This window comes from Vibrio nitrifigilis (assembly GCF_015686695.1).
GTDB lineage: Bacteria > Pseudomonadota > Gammaproteobacteria > Enterobacterales > Vibrionaceae > Vibrio > Vibrio nitrifigilis.
In genome coordinates this window covers 224,206-241,699 of the sequence record NZ_JADPMR010000001.1, presented here as the reverse complement: position 1 = coordinate 241,699, position 17,494 = coordinate 224,206, and the positions used below count along the sequence as shown (strand labels likewise).

The following is a 17,494-nucleotide window of genomic DNA, read 5'->3' as shown; positions in this document are numbered from 1 at the left end:
ACATTAATGACACACATTATCCCTAATTGGCCAGCCCCAAATTCTATTAAAGCATTTGCTTCTACTCGTATTGGTGGATGCTCTAAAGCCCCTTACCAAGGGCTGAATTTAGGGTTGCACGTTGGGGATGATCCAAATGTTGTTGAGCGTAATCGGCAAGTAGTAGAAGCGGAGGCAAATATGCCTTCCGCTCCTGTATGGTTAAATCAAACTCACTCAACTCAAGTTGCAATATTGCAAGCACCAACAACGCAGATTCTTGATGCCGATGGTAGTGTGACAGATAAGCCTAATGTGGTTTGCTCTGTGATGACAGCAGATTGTTTACCTGTCTTAATTACTAATCGTTCAGGTTCACGTGTTGCTGCTGTGCATGCCGGATGGCGAGGACTTGCTGGTGGTATTGTTGAACAAGCTCTGCGTCATTTTTCCGAGGACCCCATGGTATGGTTGGGACCGGCGATTGGACCTAGGGCATTTGAAGTTGGTGAGGATGTTCTTCAGGCATTTACTTGTGAGCACTCAGAGACTGAGCAAGCCTTTAAACCAGGTAATAAAGCGGGTAAGTGGTGGGCTGATATGGACTTAATTACCCGAATCCGTTTAAAAGCATTGGGTATCACGGATGTTTATTCCTCGAATCTGTGTACTTATGAAAATGCAGAGCAGTTTTATTCTTATCGCCGCGATGGTGTCACAGGTCGGCAAGCTACTTTTATTTGGATTGAACAATAAAGTCACTTATCTAGTTCACTAAATGTAAATAAATTCGTCCATTTCCCTTGAAATTGTCTTGTCGGGTGACCATTTTCCTAACGTAATCAATTTAACTCATTTGAGGTTAGGAAGGTTGTTATGCGTCTTGATAGATTTACAAGTAAATTTCAAGTAGCCATTTCCGACGCTCAGTCACTCGCACTTGGGCGGGATCATCAGTACATCGAACCAGTACATTTGATGGTAGCACTGATGGATCAAAATGGCAGTCCAATTCGTCCTTTACTCACCATGCTTGACGTCGATGCAATGCAGTTGCGTTCTAAACTCGGTGAGATGCTCGACCGTTTGCCAAAAGTGACTGGCATTGGTGGTGATGTTCAGCTTTCTAACAATTTAGGCACTCTATTTAATGTTTGCGATAAAGTCGCTCAGAAACGTAAAGATGCGTATATCTCTTCTGAAATATTTTTGTTAGCGGCATTACAAGATCGTGGTCCATTAGGGGACCTACTAAAAGAGTTCGGTCTAACCGAAAAAACAGTGAGTGCCGCAATTGAAAAAATCCGCGGTGGTCAAACTGTCAATGATCCAAATGCTGAGGAATTAAGACAAGCATTAGAAAAATATACTATCGATCTGACTGAACGAGCTGAACAAGGCAAGCTAGATCCTGTTATCGGCCGTGACGATGAAATTCGGCGTATTATCCAAGTATTGCAGCGTCGTACGAAAAATAACCCGGTTATCATTGGTGAACCAGGGGTTGGTAAGACTGCAATTGTTGAAGGGTTAGCTGAACGTATCATTAACAATGAAGTGCCAGAAGGACTACGGGGTCGTCGTGTATTGGCGTTAGATATGGGAGCACTGGTTGCTGGTGCTAAATATCGCGGTGAGTTTGAAGAACGTTTGAAATCATTACTTAATGAACTTTCGAAAGAAGAAGGTAATGTTATTCTGTTCATTGACGAACTCCATACTATGGTCGGCGCGGGTAAAGGCGAAGGCTCAATGGATGCTGGTAATATGCTTAAACCAGCACTGGCTCGCGGTGAACTTCACTGTGTGGGCGCGACAACATTAGATGAATATCGTCAATACATCGAAAAAGACCCAGCATTAGAACGTCGTTTCCAAAAAGTGCTGGTGGATGAACCAAGTGTTGAAGATACAGTTGCCATCTTACGTGGCTTGAAAGAGCGATACGAACTGCACCATCATGTGGAAATTACCGATCCAGCAATTGTGGCTGCTGCAACGCTATCTCATCGTTATGTTTCTGATCGTCAGTTGCCTGATAAAGCGATTGACTTAATTGATGAAGCGGCTTCTAGCATTCGTCTACAAATAGATTCAAAACCAGAAGCGCTCGATAAACTGGAACGAAAAATTATCCAGTTAAAAATCGAACAGCAAGCATTAACTAACGAGCATGATGATGCGAGCGAAAAACGCTTAGGTATTTTAAACGAAGAGTTAGAAGAAAAAGAGCGTGATTATGCAGAGCTAGAAGAAGTTTGGAATGCTGAAAAAGCTGCATTATCAGGTACACAGCATATTAAATCTGAGTTAGAACAAGCTCGATTGGATATGGAAGTTGCTCGTCGTGCCGGTGATTTAAGCCGCATGTCTGAATTACAGTATGGGCGTATACCTGAGTTAGAAAAGCAACTCGACTTAGCCGCGCAAGCAGAAATGCAAGAGATGACCTTGTTGCGTAACAAAGTAACAGATGCGGAAATAGCGGAAGTGCTTTCTAGGCAAACGGGGATTCCGGTTTCGAAAATGTTGGAGGCAGAAAAAGAAAAACTGCTACGCATGGAAGATGTTCTGCATGAGCGTGTGGTTGGTCAGGTAGAGGCTGTTGAAGTTGTCGCTAATGCTATTCGTCGTAGCCGTGCAGGTTTATCTGATCCGAACCGTCCAATTGGTTCGTTCCTATTCTTAGGTCCAACTGGGGTAGGTAAAACTGAATTGTGTAAGACACTCGCTAACTTTATGTTTGATAGCGAAGATGCCATGGTTCGTATTGATATGTCCGAATTTATGGAAAAACATTCAGTGGCTCGTTTGGTTGGTGCGCCCCCAGGTTACGTCGGGTATGAAGAGGGCGGCTATTTAACTGAGGCCGTGCGTCGCAAACCTTATTCAGTCATCTTACTTGATGAGGTGGAAAAGGCTCACCCAGATGTCTTTAATATCTTATTACAAGTACTGGATGATGGTCGTTTGACGGATGGTCAAGGTCGAACTGTCGATTTTCGTAACACAGTCGTGATCATGACGTCTAACTTGGGGTCAGAGCGCATTCAAGAAAGTTTCGCTCATGTTGATTATCAGGGAATGAAAGAACAGGTAATGGAAGTGGTTACTCAGCATTTCCGACCGGAGTTCTTAAACCGTGTGGATGAAACCGTCGTGTTCCACCCATTAGGCCAAGAGCATATTCGTTCGATTGCGTCTATTCAGCTTGACCGTCTACGTGCTCGTTTGCTTGATCGCGACTATGAATTGAAAGTTGATGATGAAGCATTAGCATTGATTGCCGAAGTTGGATTTGATCCAGTTTATGGTGCGCGTCCATTAAAACGTGCAATTCAACAAAATGTGGAAAACCCACTAGCAAAATCAATGTTGGCAGGGGAGTTTGTTCCAGGACAACCTATTTATCTGAGTGTTAAAGATGGGCATATAGACGCGAGACAGTAATATTTGCCTGTTATAACCGCAGCAAAGGAAGGGCTATTAGCCTTTCCTTTGTTGTTTTTAGGGGGATAAATGAACGTTTTGAATATCCTTTAACCATTCAGACTGAATTCTGGAATAATTTAGCAATTAGCTATTGCCAAGTATTAGAAAGTCCCTATAATTCGCTTCCGTTGTCAGGCACAAGATAGTTATCTCGCCTACAACAAGACGGTTTTTAAGTTTAAGAAATTAAATGAAAAAAGTGGTTGACTGAAAAGAATTAATCGCTAGAATAATCGTCCGCTTTGAGAGAAAATTTCTTGAAAAGCAAGCTCTTTAACAATTTAAACCTATCAATCTGTGTGGGCACTCGTTGATGATAATCAAATGAGAAACTTCGGTTTCCAATTGGTTTCAATGAACTGAGTGACCAATCAAGTCGAAAGACTTGGCACAGTCAATTTATTCAGTATTCATTGAGCCACAAAAAACTTTAATTGAAGAGTTTGATCATGGCTCAGATTGAACGCTGGCGGCAGGCCTAACACATGCAAGTCGAGCGGAAACGAGTTAACTGAACCTTCGGGGAACGTTAACGGCGTCGAGCGGCGGACGGGTGAGTAATGCCTGGGAAATTGCCCTGATGTGGGGGATAACCATTGGAAACGATGGCTAATACCGCATAATAGCTTCGGCTCAAAGAGGGGGACCTTCGGGCCTCTCGCGTCAGGATATGCCCAGGTGAGATTAGCTAGTTGGTGAGGTAAGAGCTCACCAAGGCGACGATCTCTAGCTGGTCTGAGAGGATGATCAGCCACACTGGAACTGAGACACGGTCCAGACTCCTACGGGAGGCAGCAGTGGGGAATATTGCACAATGGGCGCAAGCCTGATGCAGCCATGCCGCGTGTATGAAGAAGGCCTTCGGGTTGTAAAGTACTTTCAGCAGTGAGGAAGGTGGTGAGATTAATAGTCTCATCATTTGACGTTAGCTGCAGAAGAAGCACCGGCTAACTCCGTGCCAGCAGCCGCGGTAATACGGAGGGTGCGAGCGTTAATCGGAATTACTGGGCGTAAAGCGCATGCAGGTGGTCTGTTAAGTCAGATGTGAAAGCCCGGGGCTTAACCTCGGAATAGCATTTGAAACTGGCAGGCTAGAGTACTGTAGAGGGGGGTAGAATTTCAGGTGTAGCGGTGAAATGCGTAGAGATCTGAAGGAATACCAGTGGCGAAGGCGGCCCCCTGGACAGATACTGACACTCAGATGCGAAAGCGTGGGGAGCAAACAGGATTAGATACCCTGGTAGTCCACGCCGTAAACGATGTCTACTTGGAGGTTGTGGCCTTGAGCCGTGGCTTTCGGAGCTAACGCGTTAAGTAGACCGCCTGGGGAGTACGGTCGCAAGATTAAAACTCAAATGAATTGACGGGGGCCCGCACAAGCGGTGGAGCATGTGGTTTAATTCGATGCAACGCGAAGAACCTTACCTACTCTTGACATCCAGAGAACTTTCCAGAGATGGATTGGTGCCTTCGGGAACTCTGAGACAGGTGCTGCATGGCTGTCGTCAGCTCGTGTTGTGAAATGTTGGGTTAAGTCCCGCAACGAGCGCAACCCTTATCCTTGTTTGCCAGCGAGTCATGTCGGGAACTCCAGGGAGACTGCCGGTGATAAACCGGAGGAAGGTGGGGACGACGTCAAGTCATCATGGCCCTTACGAGTAGGGCTACACACGTGCTACAATGGCGCATACAGAGGGCGGCCAACTTGCGAAAGTGAGCGAATCCCAAAAAGTGCGTCGTAGTCCGGATTGGAGTCTGCAACTCGACTCCATGAAGTCGGAATCGCTAGTAATCGTAGATCAGAATGCTACGGTGAATACGTTCCCGGGCCTTGTACACACCGCCCGTCACACCATGGGAGTGGGCTGCAAAAGAAGCAGGTAGTTTAACCTTCGGGGGGACGCTTGCCACTTTGTGGTTCATGACTGGGGTGAAGTCGTAACAAGGTAGCGCTAGGGGAACCTGGCGCTGGATCACCTCCTTAACGATATAGATTATTGCGATGAGTGTTCACACAGATTGATACGGTTTAATAGAGCGAGTTTGGCCAGTAACTTAGTTACTAGCAAAGGAATGGGGCTATAGCTCAGTTGGGAGAGCGCTTGCATGGCATGCAAGAGGTCTGCGGTTCGATCCCGCATAGCTCCACCATCTTTAAGCACATTTACTTAAGTGTTCTTAAAAATGGTTAGTATCTTTAGTTGATACTGATTCCATGCTCTTTAAAAATTTGGAAAGCTGACAAAGTAATCTTTTATTTCAATGAAATAGAAAATTACTTGTAAAAGTTCTCAATTATTTTCTTTATGAAAATAACCAACACACATTCAAGTGTTCTTGGGAAGCTTACTTTTTAAGTAAGTATTCAAAATTGAGTCCGGCAATATCGAGTCTGCAACATGTATAAAAATGCAGACAACCTTGGTGACTAACCTTTGATTTCACTTTTTCAAAGTGGAGACAAATAGTTCAATCCAAAACTTTTTTGGGTTGTATGGTTAAGTGACTAAGCGTACACGGTGGATGCCTTGGCAGTCAGAGGCGATGAAGGACGTACTAACTTGCGATAAGCGTAGATGAGGCAGTAAGAGCCACTTGAGTCTACGATGTCCGAATGGGGAAACCCAACTGCATAAGCAGTTATCTTTAACTGAATACATAGGTTAAAGAGGCGAACCGGGAGAACTGAAACATCTAAGTACCCCGAGGAAAAGAAATCAACCGAGATTCTGGTAGTAGCGGCGAGCGAAACCGGATTAGCCCTTAAGCCATTTATGCGTCAGGTGAAGTGTCTGGAAAGGCACGCGATACCGGGTGATAGCCCCGTAACCGTTAACGTATTTATGGTGAAATCGAGTAAGGCGGGACACGTGATATCCTGTCTGAATATGGGGGGACCATCCTCCAAGGCTAAATACTCCTGACTGACCGATAGTGAACCAGTACCGTGAGGGAAAGGCGAAAAGAACCCCTGTGAGGGGAGTGAAATAGAACCTGAAACCGTGTACGTACAAGCAGTAGGAGCCTCTTTATGGGGTGACTGCGTACCTTTTGTATAATGGGTCAGCGACTTATATTCAGTGGCAAGGTTAACCGTTTAGGGGAGCCGTAGCGAAAGCGAGTCTTAACTGGGCGCCCAGTCTCTGGATATAGACCCGAAACCGAGTGATCTAGCCATGGGCAGGTTGAAGGTTGAGTAACATCAACTGGAGGACCGAACCGACTAATGTTGAAAAATTAGCGGATGACCTGTGGCTAGGGGTGAAAGGCCAATCAAACTCGGAGATAGCTGGTTCTCCCCGAAAGCTATTTAGGTAGCGCCTCGGACGAATACTACTGGGGGTAGAGCACTGTTAAGGCTAGGGGGTCATCCCGACTTACCAACCCTTTGCAAACTCCGAATACCAGTAAGTACTATCCGGGAGACACACGGCGGGTGCTAACGTCCGTCGTGGAGAGGGAAACAACCCAGACCGCCAGCTAAGGTCCCAAATTACAGCTAAGTGGGAAACGATGTGGGAAGGCTTAGACAGCTAGGATGTTGGCTTAGAAGCAGCCATCATTTAAAGAAAGCGTAATAGCTCACTAGTCGAGTCGGCCTGCGCGGAAGATGTAACGGGGCTAAGTTGTAAACCGAAGCTGCGGCAATGCCTTTTAAGGTATTGGGTAGGGGAGCGTTCTGTAAGCCGTTGAAGGTGGATTGTAAAGTCTGCTGGAGGTATCAGAAGTGCGAATGCTGACATGAGTAACGATAATGGGGGTGAAAAACCTCCACGCCGGAAGACCAAGGGTTCCTGTCCAACGTTAATCGGGGCAGGGTAAGTCGACCCCTAAGGCGAGGCTGAAAAGCGTAGTCGATGGGAAACGGGTTAATATTCCCGTACTTCTTACAATTGCGATGGGGGGACGGAGAAGGCTAGGTGGGCCTGGCGACGGTCGTCCAGGTTCAAGTGCGTAGGCTTAGAAATTAGGTAAATCCGGTTTCCTCTAAGGCCGAGACACGATGTCGAGTCACTAAGGTGATGAAGTCATTGATGCCATGCTTCCAGGAAAAGCCTCTAAGCTTCAGATTGTAAGGAATCGTACCCCAAACCGACACAGGTGGTCGGGTAGAGAATACCAAGGCGCTTGAGAGAACTCGGGTGAAGGAACTAGGCAAAATGGTACCGTAACTTCGGGAGAAGGTACGCTCTTGACGGTGAAGAGATTTACTCTTGGAGCTATTGAGAGTCGCAGATACCAGGTGGCTGCAACTGTTTATTAAAAACACAGCACTGTGCAAAATCGTAAGATGACGTATACGGTGTGACGCCTGCCCGGTGCCGGAAGGTTAATTGATGCTGTTAGAGGTAACTCGAAGCGGTTGATCGAAGCCCCGGTAAACGGCGGCCGTAACTATAACGGTCCTAAGGTAGCGAAATTCCTTGTCGGGTAAGTTCCGACCTGCACGAATGGCGTAATGATGGCCACGCTGTCTCCACCCGAGACTCAGTGAAATTGAAATCGCTGTGAAGATGCAGTGTACCCGCGGCTAGACGGAAAGACCCCGTGAACCTTTACTACAGCTTGGCACTGAACATTGAGCCTACATGTGTAGGATAGGTGGGAGGCTATGAAGCAGTCACGCTAGTGATTGTGGAGCCGACCTTGAAATACCACCCTTGTATGTTTGATGTTCTAACTTGGCCCCATTATCTGGGGTGAGGACAGTGCCTGGTGGGTAGTTTGACTGGGGCGGTCTCCTCCCAAAGAGTAACGGAGGAGCACGAAGGTGGGCTAATCACGGTTGGACATCGTGAGGTTAGTGCAATGGCATAAGCCCGCTTGACTGCGAGAATGACAATTCGAGCAGGTGCGAAAGCAGGTCATAGTGATCCGGTGGTTCTGAATGGAAGGGCCATCGCTCAACGGATAAAAGGTACTCCGGGGATAACAGGCTGATACCGCCCAAGAGTTCATATCGACGGCGGTGTTTGGCACCTCGATGTCGGCTCATCACATCCTGGGGCTGAAGTCGGTCCCAAGGGTATGGCTGTTCGCCATTTAAAGTGGTACGCGAGCTGGGTTTAGAACGTCGTGAGACAGTTCGGTCCCTATCTGCCGTGGGCGTTGGAAGATTGAAGGGGGCTGCTCCTAGTACGAGAGGACCGGAGTGGACGAACCTCTGGTGTTCGGGTTGTGTCGCCAGACGCATTGCCCGGTAGCTAAGTTCGGAATCGATAACCGCTGAAAGCATCTAAGCGGGAAGCGAGCCCTGAGATGAGTCTTCCCTGGCGCTATAAGCGTCCTAAAGGGTTGTTCGAGACTAGAACGTTGATAGGCAGGGTGTGTAAGCGTTGTGAGGCGTTGAGCTAACCTGTACTAATGGCCCGTGAGACTTAACCATACAACACCAAAAAGGTTTTGTATCGGACTCGATATAAGAGACACTTGATTGTGTGAGAACGACAGCTTTCTGAATTAATTGTTGCTGCGTAGCGGTAACAACAAGAATTTGCTTGGCGACCATAGCATTTTGGACCCACCTGATCCCATGCCGAACTCAGAAGTGAAACGAAATCGCGCCGATGGTAGTGTGGGGCTTCCCCATGTGAGAGTAGGTCATCGCCAGGCTTTAATCCTTGCTTTTAGATTTTATAATTTACAAGCAAATTTCTAGATAAAGCAGTGATTAACTATAAGACTTTATTTAGATGCAACTGAACATAGCGGAGCGGTAGTTCAGCTGGTTAGAATACCGGCCTGTCACGCCGGGGGTCGCGGGTTCGAATCCCGTCCGTTCCGCCACTTACTTTAGGGGTGTAGCTCCAATTGGCAGAGCAGCGGATTCCAAATCCGCGTGTTGGGAGTTCGAATCTCTCCACCCCTGCCATAATTGAAGCCTTAGCAGAAATGCTAAGGCTTTTTTATGTCTGAATCATGGTGAATTGTTCCTAATACCAATCACACTAATTAACTGGTCAATATGGTCCAATCTCTAAAGCAGAGCGAAATGACTCTGCTTTTGTCTGCACAAAAACGATTCCAAGCACTACACAGCTTGTCGACAATATCGTCGTAACATTCAAAACACCTATTGGCTATTTCTTTCTGACGCAACCAACTCCATACCTGCTCTATTGAGTTGAGTTCGGGTGAATAAGGAGGTAGATGAATGACAGTCAAGTTCTTGAATGAATCCGCTAGATAGCTTTGATGCCAACTGGCTTGATCCATGATGACGACAGCATGTTTGCCTGTGGGGGTTGATTGAGAAATGAGTCTGAGTTGTTCCTTCATTGCTTCCATGTTGCTCATAGGAACAACAATAGCTTCAGTTTCTCCGGTATTAACGCACACCGCTCCAAATAATACCAATCACACTAATTAACTGGTCAATATGGTCCAATCTCTAAAGCAGAGCGAAATGACTCTGCTTTTGTCTGCACAAAAACGATTCCAAGCACTACACAGCTTGTCGACAATATCGTCGTAACATTCAAAACACCTATTGGCTATTTCTTTCTGACGCAACCAACTCCATACCTGCTCTATTGAGTTGAGTTCGGGTGAATAAGGAGGTAGATGAATGACAGTCAAGTTCTTGAATGAATCCGCTAGATAGCTTTGATGCCAACTGGCTTGATCCATGATGACGACAGCATGTTTGCCTGTGGGGGTTGATTGAGAAATGAGTCTGAGTTGTTCCTTCATTGCTTCCATGTTGCTCATAGGAACAACAATAGCTTCAGTTTCTCCGGTATTAACGCACACCGCTCCAAATAAGTACGCATACTCAAATTGCTGTTGTTGTACCGCCCTAGGACGAGTCCCTTTTTTTGCCCAGATTCGGGTTGTTGTGTTGCGCTGGCCAAATCTGGCTTCATCTTGAAACCAGATTTGAACATCTTTTAAAGCAACATGCCCAGGGATCTTAAGGATCGTTTCTATTGGGAATTTTTTTAAAAGCTTCTTGCGCTTCTACAGATTGCTTTGGGTGCTTTGAACGAGTGGTTATCCAAACTAAATTAAGCTTTCTCAATATCTTATAGATGCCTGATAAGCTGTAAGATAGGCCAAATTCCTCATGGATGAATTCAATAATATCAGTCCCTTGTAGTCTTCCACCTTCAGGTTTAATCGCATTGGAAGTGATGTACAGCTTTAACAGAGATAGCTGATCTTCAGTCAGTCGTGGAGGACGGCCTGTATGCTGCTTTTCTACTAAACCTTCAACACCATTCTTTAAATAAGTCGCAACCCAGTTATTGACACTGGTACGGCTGACTTTTAAATATTTGGCGATCTCAGTGCGGCTTTTTCCATCCACGAAATGAGATATAGCAAGAAGTCTCGTACGCATCCTCGCATCGGATGTTTCACGAATAAGTTTTGGGAAGTCAGGGGGGTTCATATCAGCTCCTATCGAAGCTGATATTAGATCATAAAATTAGTGCGATTGGTATAATTGATAGAGCTACTCGTTATCTAATTAATGGAGTTGCGAATCTTGGAAGCTGGACTGTTGGTCCAGTCGAATCTCCGGAATGCCGACCCAGTTCCCCCTGCCATTAGCAGCAATGGCAAAGATTTTTGTATTCATTTTTTTGTATAATCTGTATTACCCGTGATGAGAATTATCCCTAAGCTTATGTCATTTAAGATAACTTTCTTCATTTATTAAACTTTCTTAATGTTTTTAATGAGGTAGTCTTCAAGATATTTATTTATCATAATCAACTTATAATGAAATTAAATTCCGTTGGTTAGTATGCTCAAATCATTTTCTGTCAGCAATTTCCGTTCACTTAAAAACGTTATCATTCCATTGAGTCGGCTCAATGTCGTGACTGGTCCTAATGGCAGTGGTAAGTCGAACCTCTATAAATCACTGCGACTGTTATCTGACGTAGCAAAAGGTAACGTTGTATCCTCGATAGCTCATGATGGTGGTATCCTCTCTTCATTTTGGGCTGGCCCCACCAGTTTTACCAAAGCGGAATTAGCTGGTAAAAGTGACGTTCAAGGCAAGCATGAAAAGGCATTGACTCGTATTGACCTTGGATTTTCTAGTGATGATTTTGGCTTTTGTATTTCTTTGGGCCTTCCGACTCCCCCTGTTGGTGGAGGGAGCGATCCAACAATGTTTACCGCTGATCCTGTGGTTCGTCGAGAATGTATCTGGGCAGGAGATTACTATCGACCTGCTAGCTGCTTAGTGGATCGTGTTGGTCCTGCCGCGAAGGTTAGACAAGGGCGTAGTTGGCAGGTTCATGCTCAGCATTTAGCGACATTCGACAGTCTCTTATCTGAACTTGCCGATCCTATGGCAGCCCCAGAGGTGTTTGCTGTCAAGAAGCAGATTGATAGCTGGCGTTTTTATGATTCCTTTCGTACGGATCGTGATTCTCCTATTCGCCAGCCGCAAATCAGTACTCGTACACCTGTTTTAAGCCACGATGGTCATGATCTGGTAGCAGCTTTACGTACGATCCATGAAATAGGGGATAGAGAAGGTATGCAGAGTGCGATTAGCGATGCATTCCCTGGTGCGAGCATCTCGTTTACCAAAGTTTATGAGTCGCGTTTTTCCCTCGAATTCAACCAACATGGTCTACTACGTCCACTGTCGCTCGCTGAGCTATCTGACGGGACATTGCGTTATTTGTTACTTGTTGCCGCTTTGTTGTCTCCTCGTCCGCCATCTTTACTGGTGCTAAATGAACCAGAAACAAGCCTGCATCCTGATTTGCTTCCTGCCTTAGGTCGTCTCATTATCAAAGCCGCTAATGAAACCCAAGTTTGGGTGGTTTCACATGCACAAGAACTCGTTTGGGCTCTGGAAGAATATCCCGAATGTAATGCCATTCGTCTAGATAAAGAGCTTGGGGAAACTTACATATGTGACCAAGGTATGTTTGATACTCCGATTTGGCATTGGCCAAGCTAGAACTTGATGACTAGATGAAGTTGTAGATGTGATATTTTACCAATATTAATTAAATGATAATTATTATCATTTAATTAATAAGGATACTGTGATAGAGTGTTTTGTATCGGGATAATCAAGGTATATCTCGGTAGGTTATCAAGTCCCACTGTGGTTAGTTAGACGTTACAGATAATCTGATACCAGTCATCGAGTGAAGGAAAGAAGATTGGTTAAAGGCGATCAAGGCTGAATGATCGCCTTTTTTATTTTCCTATTGGCAGATAAATTCATCTTTCTTGAATTATTCATTATTCGCAGCATGTTTCCTTAACTGTTATCATCGTGTAAAACAGAAGGATTTTACCAATGCCACATTTACGATTTCGCGCCCTTGAACCACAAACGGTGCAAGCAATCTCTGAAACCCTAGTTGATGAACTTCAGCCTTTAATGGCTTGTCCTCGAGAAGATTTTACCCTTGAATATCTTTTCTCTACCTTCTTCTTTGACGGTGAAGTGTCTGCCGCGTATCCCTTTATTGAAGTGTGCTGGTTTAACCGTGGCCAAGAAGTTCAGGATCAAGTAGCGCAAATCATTACCGATAAAGTCAGAGACGTATTAAAGAAAGAAGTGGATGTTGCAGTTGTATTTACAGCGTTGAATCCAAATGAGTACTACGATAACGGGCAACACTACTAAACCATAAAAGGAGTGATAATGAACTCGGTTATAGAGACAATTCAAGGTCATCGTTCGATTCGATCTTTTAAATCGACTCCGATCAGTAAAGATCAACTCGATACTATCATTGCAAGTGGTATCGCCGCTTCTTCATCTAGCCTATTACAAGTAATTTCTATCATTCGCGTGACCGATCCTGAAAAGCGTAAACAATTAGCTAAGTATGCGGGTAATCAAGCTTATGTTGAGTCTGCTGCTGAGTTTTTGGTGTTTTGTATTGATTATGCACGCCACTACACTCTGAATGAGGCGGTTAAACCTGAATTTATGGAGCTGACTCTAATTGGTGCAGTTGATGCTGGGATAATGGCGCAGAACTGTTTATTGGCAGCTGAGTCTATGGGGCTCGGTGGTGTCTATATCGGTGGGCTGCGTAATAATCCTAAAGAGGTCGATGCATTACTTGAATTGCCTAAGCACACTGCAATGTTATTTGGTATGTGTTTAGGTGTGCCTGATCAAGATCCACAACTGAAGCCACGCTTACCTGCTGATGTGATTGTTCATGAAAATAGCTACCAACCTCTAGATGTTGAACAAGTAAAACAATATGACCAAACTATGCATGAGTATTATGCATCTCGTTCTAGTAATACTAAGCAGCAGGGATGGTCAGAACAGATTACTGAAAAACTGAGCCAAGAGTCTCGCCCATACATTAAGGACTATTTGAACAGTAAAGGTTTGGCTGAAAAATAGTTATCTTGCATTGAAACAATATAAGAAAGCCCAATCGATAGATTGGGCTTTTCATTAGGCTAGACCTTGGATAATGACAAACTTCTCGAGTAATTGCTCTTCAGTTTCAACATTGTCTGGATCGGTAATGATACAGTTATTTATTGGGCAAACTGACTGACAGGTCGGCTTTTCATAGTGACCTTTACACTCAGTACATAGGTTCGGATCGATTTCATAAATCTCTTCCCCCATGAAAATCGCGTTGTTTGGGCACTCCGGCTCGCACATATCACAATTAGTACATTTTGATTTAATCAACAATGCCATGGTTTATTTGCCTGTTGGATTTCGCGTATCTTGTCCTGATTGTAGGTTACGCATTAGCAATGCGTACTCAAGATTCAATTCTTCTGGAACAGGAATAAAGACAAAATGGCCACTACCTTTTGCATCAGTTACGACTTCGCTCTTGCGGTTTTCCATTGTTTCAAGTGTGAAGATAACATTACCATTTGGCGTCATGAGCTCTAATTGATCGCCTGTTAGGAATTTATTTTTCACTTCCACTTCTGCAAGGTTACCACGGCGTTTCCCTGTAAATTCACCAACAAATTGCTGGGCGTCAGACACTGAGTAGCCGTAGTCATAGTTTTGGTAAGTATCATGAGTATGACGGCGAAGGAATCCTTCAGTGTAACCACGGTGAGCTAGGCTTTCTAGCGTGGTCATTAATGACTCATCAAAAGGTTTTCCAGCAACGGCATCATCGATTGCTTTGCGGTAAACTTGCGCTGTACGAGCGCAGTAATAGAAGGATTTAGTACGGCCTTCAATTTTTAATGAGTGAATGCCCATTTTTGTTAAACGATCAACGTGTTGAATGGCGCGAAGATCTTTCGAGTTCATGATGTAAGTGCCATGTTCATCTTCGAAGGCTGCCATTTTCTCTTCTGGACGGTGACTTTCTGAAAGCAGAACAACTTCATCACTAGGTTTTCCTAGGCCAATAGCCGCATCTGGGCGTTCATTTTGAACTTCGATAGCTTGAGCTTGGTCGGCTTTAGGATCAAAGGCTTCAACGATTTGACCTGCGTCGTCTTCTTTACCTTGTTCGACTTTATATTCCCAACGGCATGCGTTAGTGCACGTTCCTTGGTTTGGATCGCGTTTGTTGATGTAGCCAGATAGTAGGCAACGACCAGAATAAGCCATGCAAAGTGCGCCGTGTACGAAGACTTCGATTTCTGTATCAGGACAGTTTTCACGAATCTCAGCAATTTCTTCCAAAGACAGTTCGCGTGAAACAATTACGCGCTCTACACCATTTGCTGCCCAGAATTTTACCGTTGCCCAGTTTACTGCGTTCGCTTGTACTGATAGGTGAATAACCATGTCTGGAAAAGCTTCACGAACCATCATGATCAAACCTGGGTCAGACATGATAAGAGCGTCAGGGCCCATGTCTACAACGGGTTTTAAATCGCGGATAAAGGTTTTTAATTTAGAGTTATGTGGCTGAATATTACATACCACATAGAATTTTTTACCAAGGGCATGAGCTTCGTCGATACCGACTTTTAGGTTCTCATGGTTAAATTCATTATTACGTACACGAAGGCTGTAGCGCGGTTGGCCTGCATAGACGGCATCTGCACCGTAAGCAAAGGCGTAACGCATGTTTTTAAGGCTACCTGCTGGTGATAATAGTTCAGGAACGAATGGTTTTTCTGTAGTCATTGCTTCTTTCTCAATTCTGATCTCAAGTCAGGCCAATACCACCTGATGGTATTGGAGGGGCGCAAATTTTACGCCAAATACATTACAATGAATAGGGGCAATTGAGAAAACGCTCCAACTCTTACAGTTGAAGCGTTGAAGCGATTAGTTTTCAGCGGATGGCAAGCCACCTAATACTTCAAATAAATTAGGTAGAAATGCGCTGAATTCGCCACACATGAGGGAGAAATCGGCATCAAAACGAGCGGCTTGATCTTCACGAGGGATATCTTCGTTCTCATCTTTTAGTTCATCACTAAAGTTGATGCGTTTGATACTGCAATCTTCTGCCAAGATAAAATCAATACGCTCTTGCCAATTAAGCGCAAGCTTTGTCACGACTTTATTCGCTTGAATGTGACTTAAGATTTCATCACTAGTCAGTTCTTGTTTCTTACAGCGAACAATAGCTCCATCGTCCATCACCGATTTAAGCTCCGCTTCATCTAAAAGATTAAAGCCTTGCGGAAGATTCCCATTTTGTACCCATTTCGTTAATGTTGCTTCTACTGGTGTTTCAGGGATAGCAGGAACAACAGGTAAGCTACCGATGCTTTTCCGCAATAAAGCCAACACATCTTCAGCTTTTTTGTAACTGCTTGCATCTACTAGGATAAGTCCTTGGCTCGGTAGAATTAAAACATACGTTAAATGGCTACGAGAAAAAGCGCGAGGCAGTAAATCGATCACTATTTCTTCTTTGATGGTGTCCTTTTCTGTTTTTTTCAGTGGACGACCTTCTTGCGATTCAAGTATTTCAATTTTGTCTGCTAAAGACTCTTTGATGACTGAAGCAGGAAGCATTTTTTCTTCTTTTTTGGCACAGACTAGGATGCGGTCTTCACTTACATGAGTCATCATGTCACCGTGTTTACCCATCGCATGAACCCAACCAAATTTTTGCTTGTCTTGGCTGCCACATGGAGTAAAACGGAATTCGGCCAGTTGTTCTTCGAGCTTGTCAGCATTAAAGTCTACATCGCGATTCACACGGTAAACCATACAGTTTTTAAACCACATATTTCTCTTTTCCTTATTCGAACCCGACTATGATAGGGGATCTCTAATACAAAGTCCTAGACAATCGTGTGTTGATTTGAATGAATTTGATGCGAAAGTTATATGAAAAATTGTTTGCAAGGGTCACAAAAGTGTCATAATTATTTCTGATAATGCATAACGTTAATTAAAAGCAAAGGTTATTTAATTATGTCTAGAAGGATTCTGGTGGTTGAGGATGAAGCACCTATTCGTGAGATGTTGTGCTTTGTACTCGAACAGAAAGGTTACCAAGCAGTGGAAGCAGAAGATTATGACACTGCGGTCAGTAGACTCTGTGAACCCTTCCCTGATCTCGTTTTGTTGGATTGGATGCTACCTGGTGGTAGTGGTATCAACTTTATCAAGCACATGAAACGTGAAGAATTAACACGTAACATTCCGGTTGTCATGTTGACTGCTCGTGGTGAAGAAGAAGATAAAGTACGAGGCCTTGAAGTTGGTGCTGATGATTATATCACTAAGCCATTTTCACCTAAAGAGCTGGTGGCGCGCTTAAAAGCAGTGATTCGTCGTGTTACACCAACGGCATTAGAAGATGTAATTGATGTTCAAGGTTTGAAGTTGGATCCTGTTTCTCATCGCGTTACCTCTGATGATTCTGCGCTCGACATGGGGCCAACAGAGTTTAAGATGTTACACTTCTTTATGACTCACCAAGAGCGTGTTTATAGCCGCGAGCAACTGCTGAACAACGTATGGGGTACCAATGTTTATGTTGAAGACCGTACTGTTGATGTTCATATTCGACGTTTACGTAAAGCGTTGGAAGATGCTGGGCATGACAAACTAATTCAAACGGTACGTGGAGCTGGTTACCGTTTCTCAACCAAAGCATAAGGATCGTCTCAGAGC

The 17,494-nt window shown here is 44.5% G+C and carries 10 protein-coding genes, 3 tRNA genes, 3 rRNA genes and 1 pseudogene; 12 read left to right on the top strand and 5 right to left on the bottom strand.

Annotation, left to right across the window (positions count from 1 at the left end):
* The first annotated feature begins 6 nt into the window (after positions 1-6).
* The 8 genes from pgeF to I1A42_RS01045 all read left to right on the top strand — a co-directional run bounded on the left by pgeF (position 7) and on the right by I1A42_RS01045 (position 9,343).
* Positions 7-735: a peptidoglycan editing factor PgeF gene (gene pgeF / locus I1A42_RS01080; RefSeq protein ID WP_196122391.1), complete on the top strand. Its 729-nt coding sequence runs from the start codon at positions 7-9 to the stop codon at positions 733-735.
* 120 nt (positions 736-855) lie between these two features.
* On the top strand, positions 856-3,429 hold the full coding sequence (gene clpB / locus I1A42_RS01075; protein ID WP_161157089.1) for an ATP-dependent chaperone ClpB: 2,574 nt from the start codon (positions 856-858) through the stop codon (positions 3,427-3,429).
* 473 nt (positions 3,430-3,902) lie between these two features.
* Positions 3,903-5,455: ribosomal RNA gene (locus I1A42_RS01070) — 16S ribosomal RNA — on the top strand.
* Positions 5,456-5,546: 91 nt separating this feature from the next.
* Positions 5,547-5,622: transfer RNA gene (locus tag I1A42_RS01065), tRNA-Ala, on the top strand.
* A 345-nt stretch (positions 5,623-5,967) separates the two neighbouring features.
* Positions 5,968-8,857 (top strand): 23S ribosomal RNA (locus I1A42_RS01060).
* 111 nt (positions 8,858-8,968) lie between these two features.
* A 5S ribosomal RNA gene (gene rrf, locus I1A42_RS01055) occupies positions 8,969-9,084 on the top strand.
* The 16S, 23S and 5S rRNA genes sit together here with 3 tRNA genes alongside, the layout of an rRNA operon.
* 97 nt (positions 9,085-9,181) lie before the next feature.
* Positions 9,182-9,258, top strand: a tRNA-Asp gene (locus I1A42_RS01050).
* Between the two features lie 8 nt (positions 9,259-9,266).
* Positions 9,267-9,343: transfer RNA gene (locus I1A42_RS01045), tRNA-Trp, on the top strand.
* An 80-nt stretch (positions 9,344-9,423) separates the two neighbouring features.
* On the opposite strand, the pseudogene I1A42_RS01040 reads toward I1A42_RS01045, so the two are convergent.
* Together I1A42_RS01040 and I1A42_RS01035 are read right to left on the bottom strand one after the other, a co-directional pair.
* Positions 9,424-9,822 (bottom strand): annotated as a pseudogene (locus tag I1A42_RS01040) (transposase); the annotation flags it as partial.
* Between the two features lie 15 nt (positions 9,823-9,837).
* Positions 9,838-10,864 (bottom strand): IS630 family transposase gene (locus I1A42_RS01035; RefSeq protein ID WP_196122387.1). Its coding sequence is split into 2 segments (ribosomal slippage): positions 9,838-10,413 and positions 10,415-10,864, totalling 1,026 coding nucleotides; the frame shifts between segments, so codons are not numbered across the junction.
* 357 nt (positions 10,865-11,221) lie between these two features.
* Here I1A42_RS01035 and I1A42_RS01030 point away from each other — a divergent pair.
* The 3 genes from I1A42_RS01030 (at position 11,222) to nfsA (ending at position 13,822) form a co-directional block, all read left to right on the top strand.
* Complete coding sequence (locus I1A42_RS01030) at positions 11,222-12,400, top strand: AAA family ATPase (protein ID WP_196122385.1); 1,179 nt, start codon at positions 11,222-11,224, stop codon at positions 12,398-12,400.
* 348 nt (positions 12,401-12,748) lie between these two features.
* Positions 12,749-13,081 (top strand): DUF1904 domain-containing protein, encoded by a 333-nt coding sequence (locus I1A42_RS01025; protein WP_161158365.1) that lies wholly within the window; start codon positions 12,749-12,751, stop codon positions 13,079-13,081.
* Between the two features lie 18 nt (positions 13,082-13,099).
* Positions 13,100-13,822 carry an oxygen-insensitive NADPH nitroreductase gene (gene nfsA / locus I1A42_RS01020; protein WP_196122383.1) on the top strand — a complete coding sequence of 241 codons (723 nt, stop codon included), beginning with the start codon at positions 13,100-13,102 and terminating at the stop codon, positions 13,820-13,822.
* 54 nt (positions 13,823-13,876) lie between these two features.
* On the opposite strand, the gene I1A42_RS01015 is transcribed toward nfsA, so the two are convergent.
* From I1A42_RS01015 to rdgC, 3 genes are all read right to left on the bottom strand, one after another.
* Complete coding sequence (locus I1A42_RS01015; protein WP_161158363.1) at positions 13,877-14,131, bottom strand: YfhL family 4Fe-4S dicluster ferredoxin; 255 nt, start codon at positions 14,129-14,131, stop codon at positions 13,877-13,879.
* Between the two features lie 3 nt (positions 14,132-14,134).
* Positions 14,135-15,541: a prephenate-dependent tRNA uridine(34) hydroxylase TrhP gene (gene trhP / locus I1A42_RS01010; protein ID WP_161158362.1), complete on the bottom strand. Its 1,407-nt coding sequence runs from the start codon at positions 15,539-15,541 to the stop codon at positions 14,135-14,137.
* Positions 15,542-15,685: 144 nt separating this feature from the next.
* On the bottom strand, positions 15,686-16,600 hold the full coding sequence (gene rdgC, locus I1A42_RS01005) for a recombination-associated protein RdgC (RefSeq protein ID WP_196122380.1): 915 nt from the start codon (positions 16,598-16,600) through the stop codon (positions 15,686-15,688).
* A gap of 189 nt (positions 16,601-16,789) precedes the next feature.
* Here rdgC and phoB point away from each other — a divergent pair, with 189 nt between their 5' ends.
* Complete coding sequence (gene phoB, locus I1A42_RS01000) at positions 16,790-17,479, top strand: phosphate regulon transcriptional regulator PhoB (protein WP_196122378.1); 690 nt, start codon at positions 16,790-16,792, stop codon at positions 17,477-17,479.
* Positions 17,480-17,494: the final 15 nt, after the last annotated feature.